Here is a 15967-nt window from a genome sequence, read left to right as displayed (position 1 = left end):
TCTAGGTTCTTGCTTTAAAATAACCCAATAACTTGGTTACATAAGATTCGTCCACACGGGTACTAACCGTTCCGGAACCACAACGGGAAAACGTTTCTTTAAAATATTTTACGTTTTCCAGATAGTGTTTTTCGTATTCTGTCCGAACCGATTTCGAATTGGTATTGACCAATAAGGTTTCGCCGGTTTCGGCATCTTCCATATGTACCATTCCAATGTTTGGCATTTTTTCTTCGCGGACATCGTATACCCTTACTCCGGTTACATCGTGTTTTTTTCCGGCGATTTTCAGCGTTTGCTCGTAATCGGAAGTCATAAAATCCGAAATCACGAATACGATGGCTTTCTTCTTCATAACACCTGACAGGAATTTCAACGCCTGCGAAAAGTCGGTTTTTTTGCTTTTTGGCGTAAACTCGATTAGTTCGCGAATGATGCGCAACACGTGGGATTTCCCTTTTTTAGGCGGAATAAACAATTCGATCTGATCCGAAAACAAGATCAATCCGATTTTGTCGTTGTTTTTTGTCGCCGAAAAAGCTAAGGTTGCCGCGATTTCGGTTACCACATCCTTTTTAAGCTGGTTACGGGTTCCAAAACTTTCCGATCCACTGATGTCGACCAGCAACATCATCGTGAGTTCACGTTCTTCTTCGAAAACCTTGATATACGGTTCGTTATAACGTGCCGTTACATTCCAGTCGATCGCACGAACATCGTCGCCAAACTGATACTGGCGCACTTCCGAAAACGTCATCCCCCGTCCTTTGAAGGACGTATGGTATTCGCCCGAAAAGATATGATCGCTCAGTCTTCGGGTTTTGATTTCTATTTTTCGTACTTTTTTTAAAAGCTCTTTGGTATCCATTCTAAGAGTGATTACAGATTAACGATTCGATCCTATTGTCTGGCAACAGGGTTAAAAATCAGTCATCTATATTCTAAGGCACTTCGATTTCGTTTACAATTTTATTGATGATCTCTACAGAAGTGATGTTTTCGGCCTCTGCTTCGTAGGTAATTCCGATTCTGTGACGCAACACATCGTGAACCACGGCGCGAACGTCTTCCGGGATTACATAACCACGGCGTTTGATAAAGGCATAACATTTAGCCGCCGTAGCCAGGTTGATACTTCCCCTTGGAGAAGCGCCGAAGCTGATTAATGGTTTTAAATCGGCCAGTTTGTATTTTTCCGGATAACGGGTAGCAAAGATGATATCCAGGATATATTTTTCAATTTTCTCGTCCATATAGACTTCGCGAACCGCTTCCTGTGCTCTTCGGATCTGATCCAAAGAAATCACCGCGTTCACTTTTTCGTAGCTTCCTTTCAGGTTTTGACGGATAACCATACGCTCGTCTTCCATTTTAGGATAGTCGATTACCGTTTTTAACATAAAACGATCGACCTGCGCTTCCGGTAACGGATAGGTTCCTTCCTGTTCCACCGGGTTTTGGGTTGCCATTACCAGGAATGGTTTGTCCAATTTAAAGGTTTCGTCGCCAATGGTTACCTGTTTTTCCTGCATGGCTTCCAGTAATGCCGATTGCACTTTTGCCGGAGCACGGTTAATCTCATCCGCTAATACGAAATTGGCGAAGATCGGTCCTTTTTTTATCGAGAAGTCATTTTGTTTGATGTTATAGATCATGGTTCCCACTACGTCCGCCGGTAAAAGATCGGGCGTAAACTGAATTCTGCTGAAAGAACCTTGAACCGCTTGCGACAGGGTATTGATGGCTAATGTTTTTGCCAATCCCGGAACTCCTTCCAAAAGGATATGCCCTTGTCCTAAAAGTCCGATTAATAATCGTTCTACCATGTGCTTCTGACCTACAATCACCTTGTTCATCTCCATTGTCAGCAGATCGATAAAAGCACTTTCTCTCTCTATTTTTTCATTAATTGCTCTAATGTCTAAAGTAGCTGTGGTGTCGTCCATTTTTATGTTTTTTTGAGCCGTGAAATTAAATAAGTTATTTTAACACTGCAAATTGAAAATTTATTTAGTGTTTTGTTGTTAACAATTGGTTAAAAGTCTTGGTAACCGTTTCTTTTTAAGCCTGAATTATGATTTTGTTTTTATATTTTTAAGATCTGAAATTTAATTACCATGAAAACAGTTCTTATCACGGGTGCTACAAGCGGAATCGGAAAAGCGACAGCTGAGCTTTTGGCCCGTCATCAATATCGTCTGATTATCTGTGGACGAAGAAAAGAAATTCTCGAAACATTAGAAAGCGATTTAGCAAAACATACACAAATTACGTCACTTGTCTTTGATGTGAAGGACAAAGATTCGGTCTTCAAAGCCATTTCGTCTCTTCCGGAGGACTTTTCAAAAATCGACATTCTGATCAATAATGCCGGAAATGCCCACGGACTGGATCCAATTCAAACCGGGAACACCGACGACTGGGATGCGATGATCGATATTAACGTAAAAGGTTTGTTGTATGTTTCGAAAGCCATACTGCCGCAGATGACCGAACGCAAATCCGGTCATATTATCAACATCGGATCGACCGCTGCAAAGGAAGTTTATCCCAACGGAAACGTTTATTGCGCGAGCAAACACGCTGTTGATGCAATTACGCAGGGCATGCGGATCGACCTGAATGCTTTCGGAATTAAAGTTGGCGGTATCCATCCGGGCATGGTTCACACGGCTTTTTCGGAAGTGCGTTTTAAAGGCGATACCGTTCGTGCCGACAACGTATACAAAGGTTTCCAGCCTTTACTAGCCGAAGACATCGCGGATATTATCCACTTTGTAATTTCGAGACCGTATCATGTTAACATTGCCGACCTGATGGTCTTATCGACTGCTCAGGCTACGTCTACAATCATAAATAAAAATTTATAAAGTTCGTTTCATTCGATGATTAACAAGCGCCTGCTTATCAAAAACCTATTGGCTCACAACGATGAGAGCAGCTTCTATGACAAAAAACGTCAGCTGAACCTGCATACCAAAGAAGGCAAGGCGAAGTTTTTAAAGCACATTTGTGCGTTATCGAATTCCAACCCTACGAACAATTCCTATATTGTGGTTGGCGTGGAAGATCAGGACAACGAAATTGTGGGCGACGACTTTTTCGACGACAGCCGGATTCAGAATCTGGTCAATGCTTTTTTGGATAATCCACCGCGGATTCAGTACGAAAACGTTCCGTTTCCGCATTTACCAAAAGACAAGGTTGTCGGATTGGTTACGATTCGACCCACGCATAAAATGTCCTCTTTTAAAAAAGCGATTTATACCATACCGGCCAAAGCCATTTTTATGCGACGTGGCAGCAATTCGATCCCGATTGACGAGCCGGATTTTTCACAGGAACCCGCAGCGAGTTCCAATACCGAAACCGTTATCAGTATCGAAAACAACTCCCGTAACAGCATTGAATATACGTTGGAAGGCGTTATCGATTTTATGAACAACCGGCACAAGGACATGAATCCCGAGTATAAGGTTTTCAAGGAATTCTTCATTGTTTGCTGGGCCGGAAACAAAAAGAAAATACGGGACACGACTTTTTTATCCCGGGTTGATATCGAATTAATCAACGAACAGGTCAAACTTTTTTATTCGGCATTAGACGAAGTGACGGTAGATTATTCGGACGATTGTTTTAGGATCACCGAATACCTGCTTTTAGGATTAAACGACAAAACGAGTTATTACCCGTTGGAACAGGTCAGCATCCGGTTTTATGACAATGGTTATTACAAGATCGACAACCAGATGCTTTTCGAGCCACCGGAATTTAACCGGAAAATGTTATTTCATATTTATAACTCCAATTTGGCATTAATCCGTAAATTGCAAAAAGGTTTACCGTTGTCCGAACGCGAGAACAAAGACCTGGAAAACCTGCCTTCGACCCTAATGATCTGTTATCTGAATGGATTTGACGAGGCCAAACAAAAACTTATTGATGCCAAATTGCTCCTTAAGGCGCACGATAATCCTACGGTTTATGTGTCGTTTAAAGAAGCCATGCGCATTTTACGAAAAATGAAATACGGAATGAATAATGAGTAGAACGTTAGTTATTGGAGATATACACGGCGGACTGAAAGCGTTACATCAGATTCTGGAGCGCGCCCAGGTTACTACAAACGATAAATTAGTGTTTTTAGGCGATTATATCGACGGATGGAGTGATTCGCCTCGTGTAATCGATTTTTTAATTGAACTGGACAAAACCCACGATTGTTTTTTTATCCGCGGCAACCATGAAGAAATGGTTTTACGCTGGTTAACGGCTGGCGACGACAATGCCGAATGGCGTATCCACGGTGGACAATCGACTGTAGATGCCTATCAGGATCTCGACATTCACACCAAAGACCGTCACGTAGGTTTTCTGGCGCGTTTAAACGACTATTATATCGACGAACAGAACCGACTGTATGTTCATGCCGGTTTTACGAATCAGAAAGGGGTTTATTACGAGTTTTTCCGCGGGATGTTCTGTTGGGATCGAACGTTATGGGAAACGGCCATGTCGTTAAACCCGGCGCTTTCGAAAGACGATTTGTTTTACCCGAAACGTCTTACGTTATATCAGGAAATTTTTATCGGTCATACGCCGGTAACCCGAATTGGAGAAACCGTTCCGGTAAACAAAGCCAATGTTTGGAATGTCGATACCGGAGCTGCGTTTAAAGGCCGGTTAACCATTATGGATGTGGATACCAAAGCCTTCTGGCAAAGTGATCCGTTACACGAACTTTACGCCAACGAAAAAGGACGTAACTAAGTGTTTCGTCCAATTTTTATACTTTTGTAAAAATTTTGAGACATGAAAAAACACATTATTCTTTTAGGCGTACTATTGAGCGGCCTTTTTGCCAATGCACAATCCAAGAACGAGGTTAAAGTTAATATTTTAAATACGCTCGTACTGGCATCAGTGGAATTAGGCTACGAGCATTTCCTGGACAACAACCAGTCTATCGGGGTTGAATTTCTGATTAACGATCGTTTTTCCTATACTACTGAAAAGAGTGGTGGTGCTAAAGAATTTAAAACCAATAGTATTCTAGCCTCTTATAATTTTTATTTAGGAGCCAATGGCGAAAGCAATTCCGGTTATTATCTATCGCCATTTTTAAAATACCGTTTTGGTGATTTTAACGAAAAAGAAGTCATCGACGATGTGGAAGTAACCCTCACTACCGATATGAACAGTTTTATCATCGGTTTTGGAACCGGATACAAATGGGCTTGGAACAATAAATTTGCGATTGCTCCGTATGCTAATATCGGACGTAACTTTAGCCGTGCGGTAAACGATCGTTTTAGCGCGCTTGAATTTAACGCCGGAGTAAGTATCGGGTATCGTTTTTAAAACGTTAAATGCTACACCTGACAGGTTTTTGAAACCTGTCAGGTGTTAGAAATCTAAATAACATATCTGGTCATCAGGTGTTAAAAATAAAAAAGGGCTGTCTACAAAAATAGACAGCCCTTTTTCTATAAGAGATGTATCGATTAGAAATCAAACTTGATACCTTGTGCCAATGGCAACGCAGTTCCGTAGTTGATGGTATTCGTTTGTCTTCTCATATACGCTTTCCACGCATCAGATCCTGACTCACGTCCTCCTCCGGTTTCTTTTTCACCACCAAAAGCACCACCGATTTCAGCACCAGATGTTCCGATGTTTACGTTTGCGATACCACAATCAGAACCCGCCTGAGAAAGGAATAATTCCATTTCTCTCATGTTGTTGGTAAAGATCGACGAAGATAATCCCTGAGGCACTCCGTTTTGCATAGCGATCGCTTCTTCGATAGTTGAATATTTCATCACATATAAGATCGGCGCGAATGTTTCTTCCTGAACGATATGGAATTCATTTTTCGCTTCGATGATACATGGTTTTACATAGCATCCGCTTTCGTATCCTTCACCTTCTAAAACACCACCTTCAACGATAATGTTTCCACCTTCCTGTTTTGCTTTTTCAATAGCATTCAGGTAATCGTTAACCGCACCTTTGTCGATTAGCGGTCCAACGTGGTTGTTAGAATCCAATGGATTTCCAATTTTTAATTGTCCGTATGCATTTTTCAATACACTGATTGTTTTGTCGTAAACGCTATCGTGAACGATTAAACGTCTTGTAGAGGTACAACGTTGTCCGGCAGTTCCTACCGCTCCGAATACCGCTCCAACCAATACCATGCTGATATCGGCATGTTCTGAAACGATAATGGCGTTGTTTCCTCCTAATTCCAAAATGGTATTTCCGAAACGCTCCGCTACGGTTTTAGATACGTGACGTCCGATTCTTGTAGAACCTGTAAACGATACCAATGGAATACGTTTGTCGTTATTGATTAAATCACCAGACTCATTACCTACTACTAAGCAGCTAACACCTTCCGACACATTGTTGTTGCGCAATACTTCAACAATGATATTCTGACAAGCTACCGCACACAAAGGTGTTTTTGAACTTGGTTTCCAGATACAAACGTCTCCACAAACCCAAGCCAACATTGAGTTCCAGCTCCATACGGCTACCGGGAAGTTAAAAGCAGAGATAACCCCTACTACTCCAAACGGATGCCATTGCTCGTACATTCTGTGCATTGGTCTTTCGGAATGCATGGTTAATCCGTAAAGCTGACGGGATAATCCTACTGCGAAATCACAGATATCAATCATTTCCTGAACTTCACCTAAACCTTCCTGAAGGCTTTTACCCATTTCGTAAGAAACCAGTTTCCCCAGGGGTTCTTTATATTTTCTAAGTGCTTCACCCATTTGGCGCACAATTTCTCCTCTTTTCGGAGCCGGGATCAATCGCCATTCTTTAAAAGCTTCTTCAGCCGTTTTCATGGCTGCTTCATAATCTTCTTTTGTCGATGATTTTACTTTTCCGATTAATTCTCCGGTTGCAGGAGAATACGATTCGATAATTTTACCATTTGAAAACCAGTTTGATCCGGTTGATGTTCCTTCGTTTATTTCTTTAAGCCCTAATTGCTGTAGCGCTTCCTGAATACCGAATTGGTCAATTGCTGTTGCCATTATTCTAAGTTATTTTCGTGTGTTTTTATTTTTCACAAAGTTACTGTTTTTTGTTTAGCATTATAAAGGATTAACTTTTACGCTTATGTTTCCGAAACAATAACCTTTCTATTTTTTTATTTTTTTGCGACAAAACGCGGATCGGATTCCATTACGGTTCCACATTTCTCGCAGGTTCGTAAGGTTTCCGAATTATAAAAATGCTGGAAATGCGGCAGGAAGTCTTTCTCGATATCATTTAATTCGAAATACACTTCGTATAATTTATGGTTACAATTGTCGCAATGCCATAGTAATCCGTCGGTAAACCCTTTTCCGGCTCTTTTCCGTTCGATTACCAATCCGATGGAACCTTCACTTCTCACCGGTGAGTGCGGTATTTTTGCCGGATGCAGGTACATATCGCCGGCTTTGAGCGGCATTTCCTTTCGCACACCTTCTTCCTGAATTACGATTTTAATATCGCCTTCCAGTTGGTAGAAGATTTCTTCCGTTTCATTATAATGATAGTCTTTTCGCGCATTAGGACCGGCCACAATCATTACAATAAAATCGTTAGCGTCTACATATATATTTTTATTGCCAACCGGCGGTTTTAACAAATGCCGGTTCTCATTAATCCACTGATTAAGATTAAAAGGGGGTTGGATTGCCATAGGTTGAATGTTTGTACTAAAGTACAAAAAAGGAAAAAGGCAGGTTAAAAAAACCTGCCTTTATTATTACTTCACTTCTTTAATCAGATAAATGTACACCGGAAAGTGGTCACTAAATCCGACTTCACCATTGGAGTTACGCAGCGGATACCCTTTGTATTGCCCTGAACTCTGGATCAGATATGGTTTATTAAACACGCCTGCTTTCCAGAAACGCAATGATGAATAATCTTTACGGATCAATGGTTCGCTAATGATGATCTGGTCGAATAAATCCCATGCATCACGATAGGCTAATGTACCGATACCGTCTTTAGACATTTGCTCCATTGGGTTAAACATTCCGAATTCTTTAACATCATCTTTTTTCCCTTTGGCACCTAAAGCTTCTTTTACACTCTTATTATAAGGACCATCGTTCAAGTCACCCATAGTAATTACTTTGGCATTCGGGTTGATTCGGTATAGGGAATCGATAATTTTTTTGTTTAAAGCACCGGCAGCTTCACGGAACGGGCTACTTTTTTTCTCACCTCCGGAACGCGATGGCCAGTGATTTACGATAACGCTGATTTCTTCACCGTCTAATAATCCGGTTACCAATAATTGGTCACGAGTATATATTCTTCTGGTTTTGGTATCCAGATTCACATTTACCTCTACCTTGTCATCACCTTCTTCTTTGTCTTTTTTATTCAGACCTTGCTCGTTTTCATATATATATAATGGTATATTTTTATAGCTTAACGGCTTAAAGTGTTTCTTCTGATATAAAAAGCCCACATCAATTCCCCTTTTGTCCGGAGAGTCAAAATGGATCACACCATAATCTTTTTCGATCATTCCCGGTTGCTTTACCAGGTCTTCCAATACCCCTCTGTTTTCAACTTCGGCACATCCTACGATTACCGGAGCATGTGGATTTTCACCGGTTCCAATTTCCGGAATAACACGACTTAAATTAGCCAGTTTTTTCTGATACTTCGCTCTGGTCCAGCGTTGTGTACCGTTAGGCAACCACTCCTCGTCATTGTTCGGCCCATTGATTGTATCAAACAGGTTTTCCAGGTTGTAAAACGCAACAGTGTACACTTTGAATTTTTTGTTTTGCGCGTAAATCCCATTAAATGAGAAACATACAATTAAAAGCGCGATGAAATTTCTAATTTTCATGTAAGGTATATTAAATTAACATCAAGTTTGAGACAAACTCCGGGCCAAAAGTAAATAATATTATTAAAAGATGTACATTTGCAGGCTGTTAAGTTTTTATTAAGACTTGGCAAACAAAAAATTAACTTAATTTTATTTATGAAAAAACTTGTATTTAGTATTTTATTTGTACTGCAAGCCGTTTTTGTTTGGTCACAACATTCCCCAGCACTAAAGGGAAAAGTTGTTGATTCTAAAACGCAAAAACCATTAAGAAATGTTGTTGCGACCATCTTAAGCACTAACCAGTCTGCTTTAACAGATGCAGCGGGTGTTTTCTCTTTTGATGTAGCAACAGAAGGACAACAAAAGTTAACTGTAGGAAGTACAGGGTACACTACCCAGACTTTTACACTTAGCATTGTGAAAGGGCAATCTTTGGATTTGGGTGTGGTTTTCTTAGAAGAAGACATTACATCTGAGCAACAACTAAGCTTGATCACCATCACAGAAAATGATCTTGGAGATGACAACAGTGGTTCCGAGAGTACTGCAGGTTTGCTACAGGCATCCCGCGACACTTACCAACAAGCTGCTGCTTTCAACTGGGGTCAGGCAAGATTCCGAATCAGAGGTTTGGATAACGAGTATGGTACTACTATGATTAATGGTATCGTAATGAACAAACTTTTTGACGGAAGACCACAGTGGAGTAACTGGGGAGGTCTTAATGACGCGACCAGAAACCAGGAGTTCACTATGGGATCTGCTCCTTCCGATTATACCTTTGGTAACATTTTAGGTACACAGGAGATAAACACTAGAGCTTCTTTTTACCGTCCTGGAACACGTGTTTCGTTTTCAGGAACAAACTCAAACTACAGCTGGAGAACTATGGCAACTTATGCTTCCGGAATGAACAAAGACGGATGGGCATTTGTGGTTTCAGGATCCAGAAGATGGGCTAAAGAAGGTTACTTCGAAGGAACAGATTATTCTGCTAATTCCCTTTTCGCAAGTATCGAGAAAAAATTCAATGACAAACACAGTATTAACTTTACTTCTATCTACGCGCAGAACAGCAGAGGTAAAAATTCACCAAACACTCAGGAAGTTACTGACTTAATGGGTACAGAGTACAACTCGTATTGGGGATGGCAAAATGGTAAAAAGAGAAACTCAAGAGACAAAAACGTTGATGAGCCAATCTTAATGTTGAGCCACTACTGGAAAATAAACGAGAAAAACACGTTAAACACGAATGTTTCTTACCAATCAGGAGGAATCGGAAATTCCAGATTAGACTATAACGGAGGAAACAACCCTGATCCAACGTACTATAAAAACTTACCAAGTTATTATTTAAACTTACACAATATTCCAGCTGACGGTTCTTTACCAACGCATACACCAAACTATGCACAGGCTGATATCGCAAGAACGGATTTCATCAACAACAGCCAGATCAACTGGGAAAGAATGTACCATGCAAACGAAATCAACAAACGCAGTATCTATGCTTTGTATGAAGACCGTATGGAAGATGTTACCCTGACTGCCAACTCTATCTTAAACTCTCAATTATCGGATAACATTACTTTAAATGCAGGAATTAACTTCCGTTCATTAAAATCGGAAAACTTCCAGAAAATGTTAGATCCACTTGGAGATTATGGTTTTATTGATACTGATTTATTCTACGAAGGAAACGGTTTTACAGCTGGCCAGTCTCAAAGTGACTTAAACAACCCGAACCGCGTTGTTAACGCTGGTGACCGTTACGGATACAACTACATCATGCGCGCTATCGTTGCGGATGCATTTACACAGTTTAAATTTACATACAACAAATTCGATTTCTATTTAGCACAAACATTCTCTCAGACAAGATACCAGAGAGAAGGTCTTTACAGAAACGGATTATATGCGAACAACTCATTTGGAAAAAGCGACAAGTTAGAATTCAACAACTACGGATTTAAAGGAGGACTTACGTATAAAATCACTGGAAAACACATGTTAAGTGTTAACGCTGCTTATATGACTAAAGCACCTATGTTGCGAAATGCATTCAACAACGCTCGTTTAAACAACAGTATCGTTAGTGGATTAGAAGATGAGAAAATTTCAAGTGTTGATGCAAGTTATATCATCAGAGCACCAAAATTAAAAGCACGTTTAACCGGATTCTACTCTAAAATCGAAGATGCAACTAAAGTTGGTTTCTTCTATGCAGAAGGTTTAGGAGCTATCGAAGATGGTGGTAACGACAGTGAGAATGACTTTGTGGCTGAGATCACAAAAAATATCGACAAACAAAACATCGGTTTAGAGTTAGGTTTAGAGTACCAATTGTCTAAAACAATTAAAGTTACCGGTTCTGCTTCATATGGTCAATACATCTACAGCAACAACCCAACGGTACTTCTTAACATCGATTCACGTCAGGCAGCGGGTCTTAACCCGATTGTTAACTTCGGTGATTCTTACCTTAAAAACTACAGACAAGGTGGTATGCCACAACAGGCTTACTCTCTTGGAATTGAATATAGAGATCCTAAATTCTGGTGGATCGGAGCCAATGCAAACTACTTAGATGACAGTTATGTTGAAGTAGATCCATTAATCCGTACAAACAACTTCTTTATGCAACCTGGAGGTTCTGGAGTATCGTATCCGGAAGTTACAGAAGACAGAGCACGTCAGTTATTAAGCCAGGAGAAATTCGATTCTTTCATGTTGGTTAACCTTACAGGTGGTAAATCATGGAGAATTAGCGGAAATACTTTAGGTTTCTTTGCAAGTGTTAACAACATCTTTGATGTTACTTACAAAACTGGAGGTTTCGAACAAGCTAGAAACGCGAACTACAGAGAGTTAAATATGGATTATGCCAGCGGTACCCGTTCATTCGGATCGAAATATTTCTACGGTTACGGCAGAACGTATTTCGTAAATGTTTACTTAACATTCTAATTTAAACCAGTAAAGAAGAACTCACATGAAAAATTTTAATATAAAAACACTTTGTGTTGCTTTGGTTGCCTTAGGTGCTTTGAGCAGCTGTACTAAAGAAGACGATACTAATTTGCCACCAATTGTTCCGGCTATCTATTTTGAAGATTTCCAGACTGCTGTGGCCAATACGCCATTTGATTTTGAAGGATGGACTAACTTCGCACAGGTAGGTACTAAAAAATGGATTGAAAACGGATATCAGGGTAACGGATATGCCGAGTTTACGCCATTTAACAGCGGACAGGCATCGAATGTTGCCTGGATCGTAACACCGGGAATCAACATCGACGGAGCCATTAAAAAACGTTTAACTTTCGACGTGGCACAACACCACGTAACCGATTTGGTAAACAATAAATTAGAAGTTTTTATTTCTACCGATTATGATGGAACTAACGTAACGGATGCTACCTGGACTCAGGTATCCTTTACGCCACCTTTAGCGGGAAGCACACATAACTACGACTTTTTTAAAGCGGGTGCAATCAATCTTGCTAACTATTCCGGTACAATTTACATCGGATTTAAAGCAACCGGAGGTACTGCTACAGCACTTTCCGGAGCTTATATGATTGACAACGTAAAAATATTCTAAGCTAAAAAATACAACGATGAAAATTTCAATTAAATCCCTTTTATTCGCATCACTTTCAGCTGGAATATTATCAGGCTGTGTGAATGGCGATCATTATCCTAAAGCGGATAGCCCTTGTTATACCTTAACACCGACAAAAACAGTTGCTGATATTTTTACAGTTGCTACCGGTACTCCGACGCAAATTACAGCCGACGATGTTATCGAAGCTTATGTAGTATCGAGCGATGAAGGTGGTACATTTTACAAAACGGTTTCTTTAGAGACACTTGACAAATCAAGAGGTTTCAGCATTCCGGTTGATATGTATAACATCTACACCGAATTCGAACCGGGAAGAAAAGTATACGTAAGCCTAAAAAACCGTTATATCGCGATTGCACACAGTTCATTGGTAATTGGTGATTTATACCAAGGAAATGCCGTAGGACGTTTGGTACCGGAAGAATTCAGAAGAACAGCGAAAGCGTCTTGTGATTTCGTAAACGAAGATGAATTAGTATCACACATGACTATTGCTGAGGCATTAAACAACAACCACATTAACAAACTTATCGAGTTTGACAATGTTCAGTTTAACGATGCTGCAATGGGATCGACTTATTATGATGCTAACAGTACGGCTACCATCGGTGGTGCAACCAACTGGAAACTTACAGACAATACCGGTCATGAAATTATTTTCAGAACAAGTGAGTTCGCTAAGTTTGCGGCTAAAATGGTACCTAACAAAAGTGGAAAAGTTCGTGGTGTATTAACAAAATACAACAGTGATTTCCAATTCCTTGCTCGTACAGAAAGAGATATTATGTTGGAAAACCCAAGATTCTATATCAGTACTGCTCAGGGAGGAACAAACATTCAGTTTAACGGATCTTTCACTGAAGATTTTACAAGTTATGCGGTTAACTTAACAGCTTTCCCTAAATATGTAAACGATCAGACTATTGGAGGAAGATACTGGCAGTTAAAACAGTTCCCGGCTAATACCGGAAACAAATACATCGAAATGACTTCTTTCGGAAGTGGTGGTGTAACAGCTAAAACGTATTTCTTTGTACCAGTTGATTTTACAGCTGCCAATACATTTGCATTCAAAACATTGGCTCGTTTTTATCAGGGTAATGTATTAAAAGTATACTATGTAACTGCTGCTAACTATACTGCTGGTGGACCAATTAACCTGGCTAACTTTGTAGATATTACCTCTTCATTCAGTATTTCTACACCGGCTACAGGACAATCGGCTTCAACATTCCAGTCTAGTGGTACCTATAGCATTCCTGGTAGTTTAACAGGTAACGGTTATTTTGTTTTCGAACATTCGGGAACACCAACTATTACAACTACAATGCAGGTTGATGATATTACAGTAAACTAAAAAATAGAATTATATATTTTTAAAGCAGCCAATTGGCTGCTTTTTTTATTTCCTCTAAATGCTTCACCTCTTCGCCCTATACACCTGACCGGTTTTGGAAACCTGTCGGATGTAGCTATTAATACACGGATTGCAAATCTGCGCCAACGCGAAGCATAATGCACAATTAAAAGCTCTTGCGAAACGAATAGTTGTCAACACATTAGTCGCGCCGTTTTAAACACCCTTTTTAAGCTCTGAGCAACATCATCTCAAACCAGGCAATAAAACCTTTACACAAGACAAAAGAACCTTTCAAAATGGCAAAAATAGAAGCAGCCGATTGGCCGCCTTTATTTTTTTACACCTCTTTCGCTTCTTCATCTTTTACACCTGACAGGTTTTGGAAACCTGTCAGGTGTAGCACAAATAGCACGGATTACAAATCCGCGCCAACGCGAAGATAAATGAGGCTTCTAAAAGTACTGGCAAAACAAAATCTCCACCACATGATCCACACCATTTAAAACACTATTTTTAAGCCTTCTGCCGCATTATTTCACACGCAGTAATAAAATACCTACCAACAACAAAGACACCTCTAAAAAGACAAATAAAAAAGGCGACCGATTGGCCGCCTTTACTTTTTTACACCTGACCGGTTTTTAAAACCAGTCAGGTGTTATATTACTTCTTAACAATCAGGAACTCTGATCGTCTGTTTTTCGCGTATTCTTCTTCGGTACAGTTATCACCACAGTTTACTTTAGGCTCACTTTCTCCGTAACCTTTTCCGGAGATTCTGTCCTTAGCAATTCCTTTGGAGATAATATATTGTACTGTCGATTTTGCACGACGATCAGATAAATTCATATTGTATTTATCGCTACCTCTGCTATCAGTGTGGGATTTAACCATAATCACCATAGCCGCGTTATTTTTCATTACCTGAACTAACTTGTCTAACTCAAAAGCACCTTGTTGGGTAATATTGCTCTTGTCGTATTCAAAGTAGATATCGTTTAAGATAACTTCTGTTTCAGTAACAATAACATCAATTGGCTGTAAGTCGGCGCTGATGTTTACAATACCTCCTTTGGTTTTGCTAACCGGGAAGTTATTGCTTTCATAACCGTCTTTCGCTACCTGAATAGTGTACGCTTTATCACACTCAACAGCATACGATACCGTACCGTCTGCCTCGGTTGTTTTAGTCGAAATGATGTTGTTCTTCTCGTCTAAGATCGCTACACGGGCACCTGATAATTTAGCACCTGTTTTCGCATCTCTAACCAAAGAAACCACTTCCACACCACAAACCGGAATCGCCATATAGATGTTGTCCACACCCGCACGGTTACTCGATACAAATCCGATGTTTTTAGTCGTATTAAAACTAAACGCGAAATCGTCTTTCTCCGAGTTTACCGGTTTTCCAACGTTCGTTGCGTCGGTTCCTTTGTTTAAGTCGATCACATACACATCCATTCCTCCAAATCCCTGACGGGCATCTGATGAGAAATACAATTTGTTGTCATCCGTGATAAAAGGGAAACTTTCATTTCCTTCGGTATTGATCTTTTTACCTAGGTTCTCCGGTGTTCCGTAAGTACCATCCGAGTTGATCGCCACTTTCCAGATATCCACGCCACCAACTGAACCCGGCATGTTGGAGGAGAAATACAATGTTTTACCGTCTTTACTCAAACTTGGGTTACTGGTAGAATAGTCTTTACTGTTAAACGGTAATGAAGTGATATTACTCCAGCTGCTTCCGTTTTTAGTAGCTTTAAACAGGTTTACCTGTCCGAATTTCAATTTCTGCGCTTTGTCTTTTTCAAACACTCCCTCTTTAAAACTCTCACTGGCAAAATACATTGTATTTCCATCGGCACTAATCGTAGCCGGTCCGTCGTGGTATTTCGAGTTGATACTCTCTACCGGTGTCGGCTGACTAAAAGTTCCATCGGAATTATACGTGGCACTGTACAAATCCAAAAACGGTTGTTCGTTCCATCCGTAGGTTTTACGCGAAGTGTTTCGCGCTGAGGCAAAATAAAGGGTGTTATCATTGCTTAAAACCGCTCCAAAATCCGATTTATCACTGTTGATATCCATGTTTTTGATATCAAAG

General features: G+C 40.2%; 13 protein-coding genes. 7 read left to right on the top strand and 6 right to left on the bottom strand.

Annotation, left to right across the window (positions count from 1 at the left end; genetic code table 11):
• Window position 1: 1 nt before the first annotated feature.
• Window positions 2-868 carry a DUF58 domain-containing protein gene (locus AAFN64_RS16240; protein ID WP_300485464.1) on the bottom strand — a complete coding sequence of 289 codons (867 nt, stop codon included), beginning with the start codon at window positions 866-868 and terminating at the stop codon, window positions 2-4.
• Window positions 869-941: 73 nt separating this feature from the next.
• Entirely contained in the window at window positions 942-1946 is a 1005-nt protein-coding gene (locus AAFN64_RS16235; protein ID WP_136404041.1) for a MoxR family ATPase, read from the bottom strand.
• Window positions 1947-2117: 171 nt separating this feature from the next.
• On the opposite strand from AAFN64_RS16235, the gene AAFN64_RS16230 reads away from it, so the two are divergent.
• From AAFN64_RS16230 to AAFN64_RS16215, 4 genes are read left to right on the top strand one after another with little or no spacing between them, the layout of a single operon-like run.
• Complete coding sequence (locus tag AAFN64_RS16230) at window positions 2118-2870, top strand: SDR family NAD(P)-dependent oxidoreductase (protein WP_347761313.1); 753 nt, start codon at window positions 2118-2120, stop codon at window positions 2868-2870.
• A gap of 15 nt (window positions 2871-2885) precedes the next feature.
• Window positions 2886-4049, top strand: coding sequence for an ATP-binding protein (locus tag AAFN64_RS16225; protein ID WP_300485455.1), 1164 nt, complete (start codon window positions 2886-2888; stop codon window positions 4047-4049).
• A complete protein-coding gene (locus AAFN64_RS16220) occupies window positions 4042-4770 on the top strand; it encodes a metallophosphoesterase family protein (protein WP_347761312.1) in 729 nt (242 codons plus the stop codon). The genes AAFN64_RS16225 and AAFN64_RS16220 overlap by 8 nt, the downstream gene beginning before the upstream one ends.
• A gap of 42 nt (window positions 4771-4812) precedes the next feature.
• A complete protein-coding gene (locus AAFN64_RS16215; RefSeq protein WP_300485449.1) occupies window positions 4813-5361 on the top strand; it encodes a DUF3575 domain-containing protein in 549 nt (182 codons plus the stop codon).
• 143 nt (window positions 5362-5504) lie between these two features.
• Here AAFN64_RS16215 and AAFN64_RS16210 read toward each other — a convergent pair whose 3' ends face one another.
• The 3 genes from AAFN64_RS16210 to AAFN64_RS16200 form a co-directional block, all read right to left on the bottom strand.
• Window positions 5505-7052, bottom strand: coding sequence for an aldehyde dehydrogenase family protein (locus AAFN64_RS16210; RefSeq protein WP_300485446.1), 1548 nt, complete (start codon window positions 7050-7052; stop codon window positions 5505-5507).
• 116 nt (window positions 7053-7168) lie between these two features.
• On the bottom strand, window positions 7169-7708 hold the full coding sequence (locus AAFN64_RS16205; protein WP_300485444.1) for a 3-hydroxyanthranilate 3,4-dioxygenase: 540 nt from the start codon (window positions 7706-7708) through the stop codon (window positions 7169-7171).
• A gap of 66 nt (window positions 7709-7774) precedes the next feature.
• Complete coding sequence (locus AAFN64_RS16200) at window positions 7775-8881, bottom strand: endonuclease/exonuclease/phosphatase family protein (protein ID WP_300485442.1); 1107 nt, start codon at window positions 8879-8881, stop codon at window positions 7775-7777.
• Between the two features lie 138 nt (window positions 8882-9019).
• On the opposite strand from AAFN64_RS16200, the gene AAFN64_RS16195 reads away from it, so the two are divergent.
• The 3 genes from AAFN64_RS16195 to AAFN64_RS16185 are packed head-to-tail and all read left to right on the top strand — an operon-like array spanning window position 9020 to window position 13854.
• Entirely contained in the window at window positions 9020-11836 is a 2817-nt protein-coding gene (locus tag AAFN64_RS16195; protein ID WP_300485440.1) for a TonB-dependent receptor, read from the top strand.
• 25 nt (window positions 11837-11861) lie between these two features.
• On the top strand, window positions 11862-12473 hold the full coding sequence (locus AAFN64_RS16190) for a DUF5017 domain-containing protein (protein WP_300485439.1): 612 nt from the start codon (window positions 11862-11864) through the stop codon (window positions 12471-12473).
• A 16-nt stretch (window positions 12474-12489) separates the two neighbouring features.
• Entirely contained in the window at window positions 12490-13854 is a 1365-nt protein-coding gene (locus AAFN64_RS16185) for a DUF5689 domain-containing protein (protein WP_347761311.1), read from the top strand.
• Between the two features lie 666 nt (window positions 13855-14520).
• On the opposite strand, the gene AAFN64_RS16180 is transcribed toward AAFN64_RS16185, so the two are convergent.
• Window positions 14521-15967, bottom strand: a 1447-nt coding sequence (locus AAFN64_RS16180; protein ID WP_347761310.1) for an OmpA family protein, incomplete at its 5' end; no start/stop codon positions are given.

Origin of the sequence: Flavobacterium sp. CAU 1735, from assembly GCF_039888695.1 — a bacterium.
Lineage (GTDB): Bacteria > Bacteroidota > Bacteroidia > Flavobacteriales > Flavobacteriaceae > Flavobacterium.
This window is presented reverse-complemented; position numbering and strand designations above follow the sequence as displayed.

What these genes read in the sequence shown, in the direction of transcription:
- AAFN64_RS16190 (WP_300485439.1), top strand. Translation starts at nt 11,862, where the DNA reads ATGAAAAATTTTAATATAAAAACACTTTGTGTTGCTTTGGTTGCCTTA.
- AAFN64_RS16200 (WP_300485442.1), bottom strand. Translation starts at nt 8,881, where the DNA reads ATGAAAATTAGAAATTTCATCGCGCTTTTAATTGTATGTTTCTCATTT.
- AAFN64_RS16215 (WP_300485449.1), top strand. Translation starts at nt 4,813, where the DNA reads ATGAAAAAACACATTATTCTTTTAGGCGTACTATTGAGCGGCCTTTTT.
- AAFN64_RS16225 (WP_300485455.1), top strand. Translation starts at nt 2,886, where the DNA reads ATGATTAACAAGCGCCTGCTTATCAAAAACCTATTGGCTCACAACGAT.
- AAFN64_RS16230 (WP_347761313.1), top strand. Translation starts at nt 2,118, where the DNA reads ATGAAAACAGTTCTTATCACGGGTGCTACAAGCGGAATCGGAAAAGCG.
- AAFN64_RS16235 (WP_136404041.1), bottom strand. Translation starts at nt 1,946, where the DNA reads ATGGACGACACCACAGCTACTTTAGACATTAGAGCAATTAATGAAAAA.
- AAFN64_RS16210 (WP_300485446.1), bottom strand. Translation starts at nt 7,052, where the DNA reads ATGGCAACAGCAATTGACCAATTCGGTATTCAGGAAGCGCTACAGCAA.
- AAFN64_RS16240 (WP_300485464.1), bottom strand. Translation starts at nt 868, where the DNA reads ATGGATACCAAAGAGCTTTTAAAAAAAGTACGAAAAATAGAAATCAAA.
- AAFN64_RS16220 (WP_347761312.1), top strand. Translation starts at nt 4,042, where the DNA reads ATGAGTAGAACGTTAGTTATTGGAGATATACACGGCGGACTGAAAGCG.
- AAFN64_RS16205 (WP_300485444.1), bottom strand. Translation starts at nt 7,708, where the DNA reads ATGGCAATCCAACCCCCTTTTAATCTTAATCAGTGGATTAATGAGAAC.
- AAFN64_RS16195 (WP_300485440.1), top strand. Translation starts at nt 9,020, where the DNA reads ATGAAAAAACTTGTATTTAGTATTTTATTTGTACTGCAAGCCGTTTTT.
- AAFN64_RS16185 (WP_347761311.1), top strand. Translation starts at nt 12,490, where the DNA reads ATGAAAATTTCAATTAAATCCCTTTTATTCGCATCACTTTCAGCTGGA.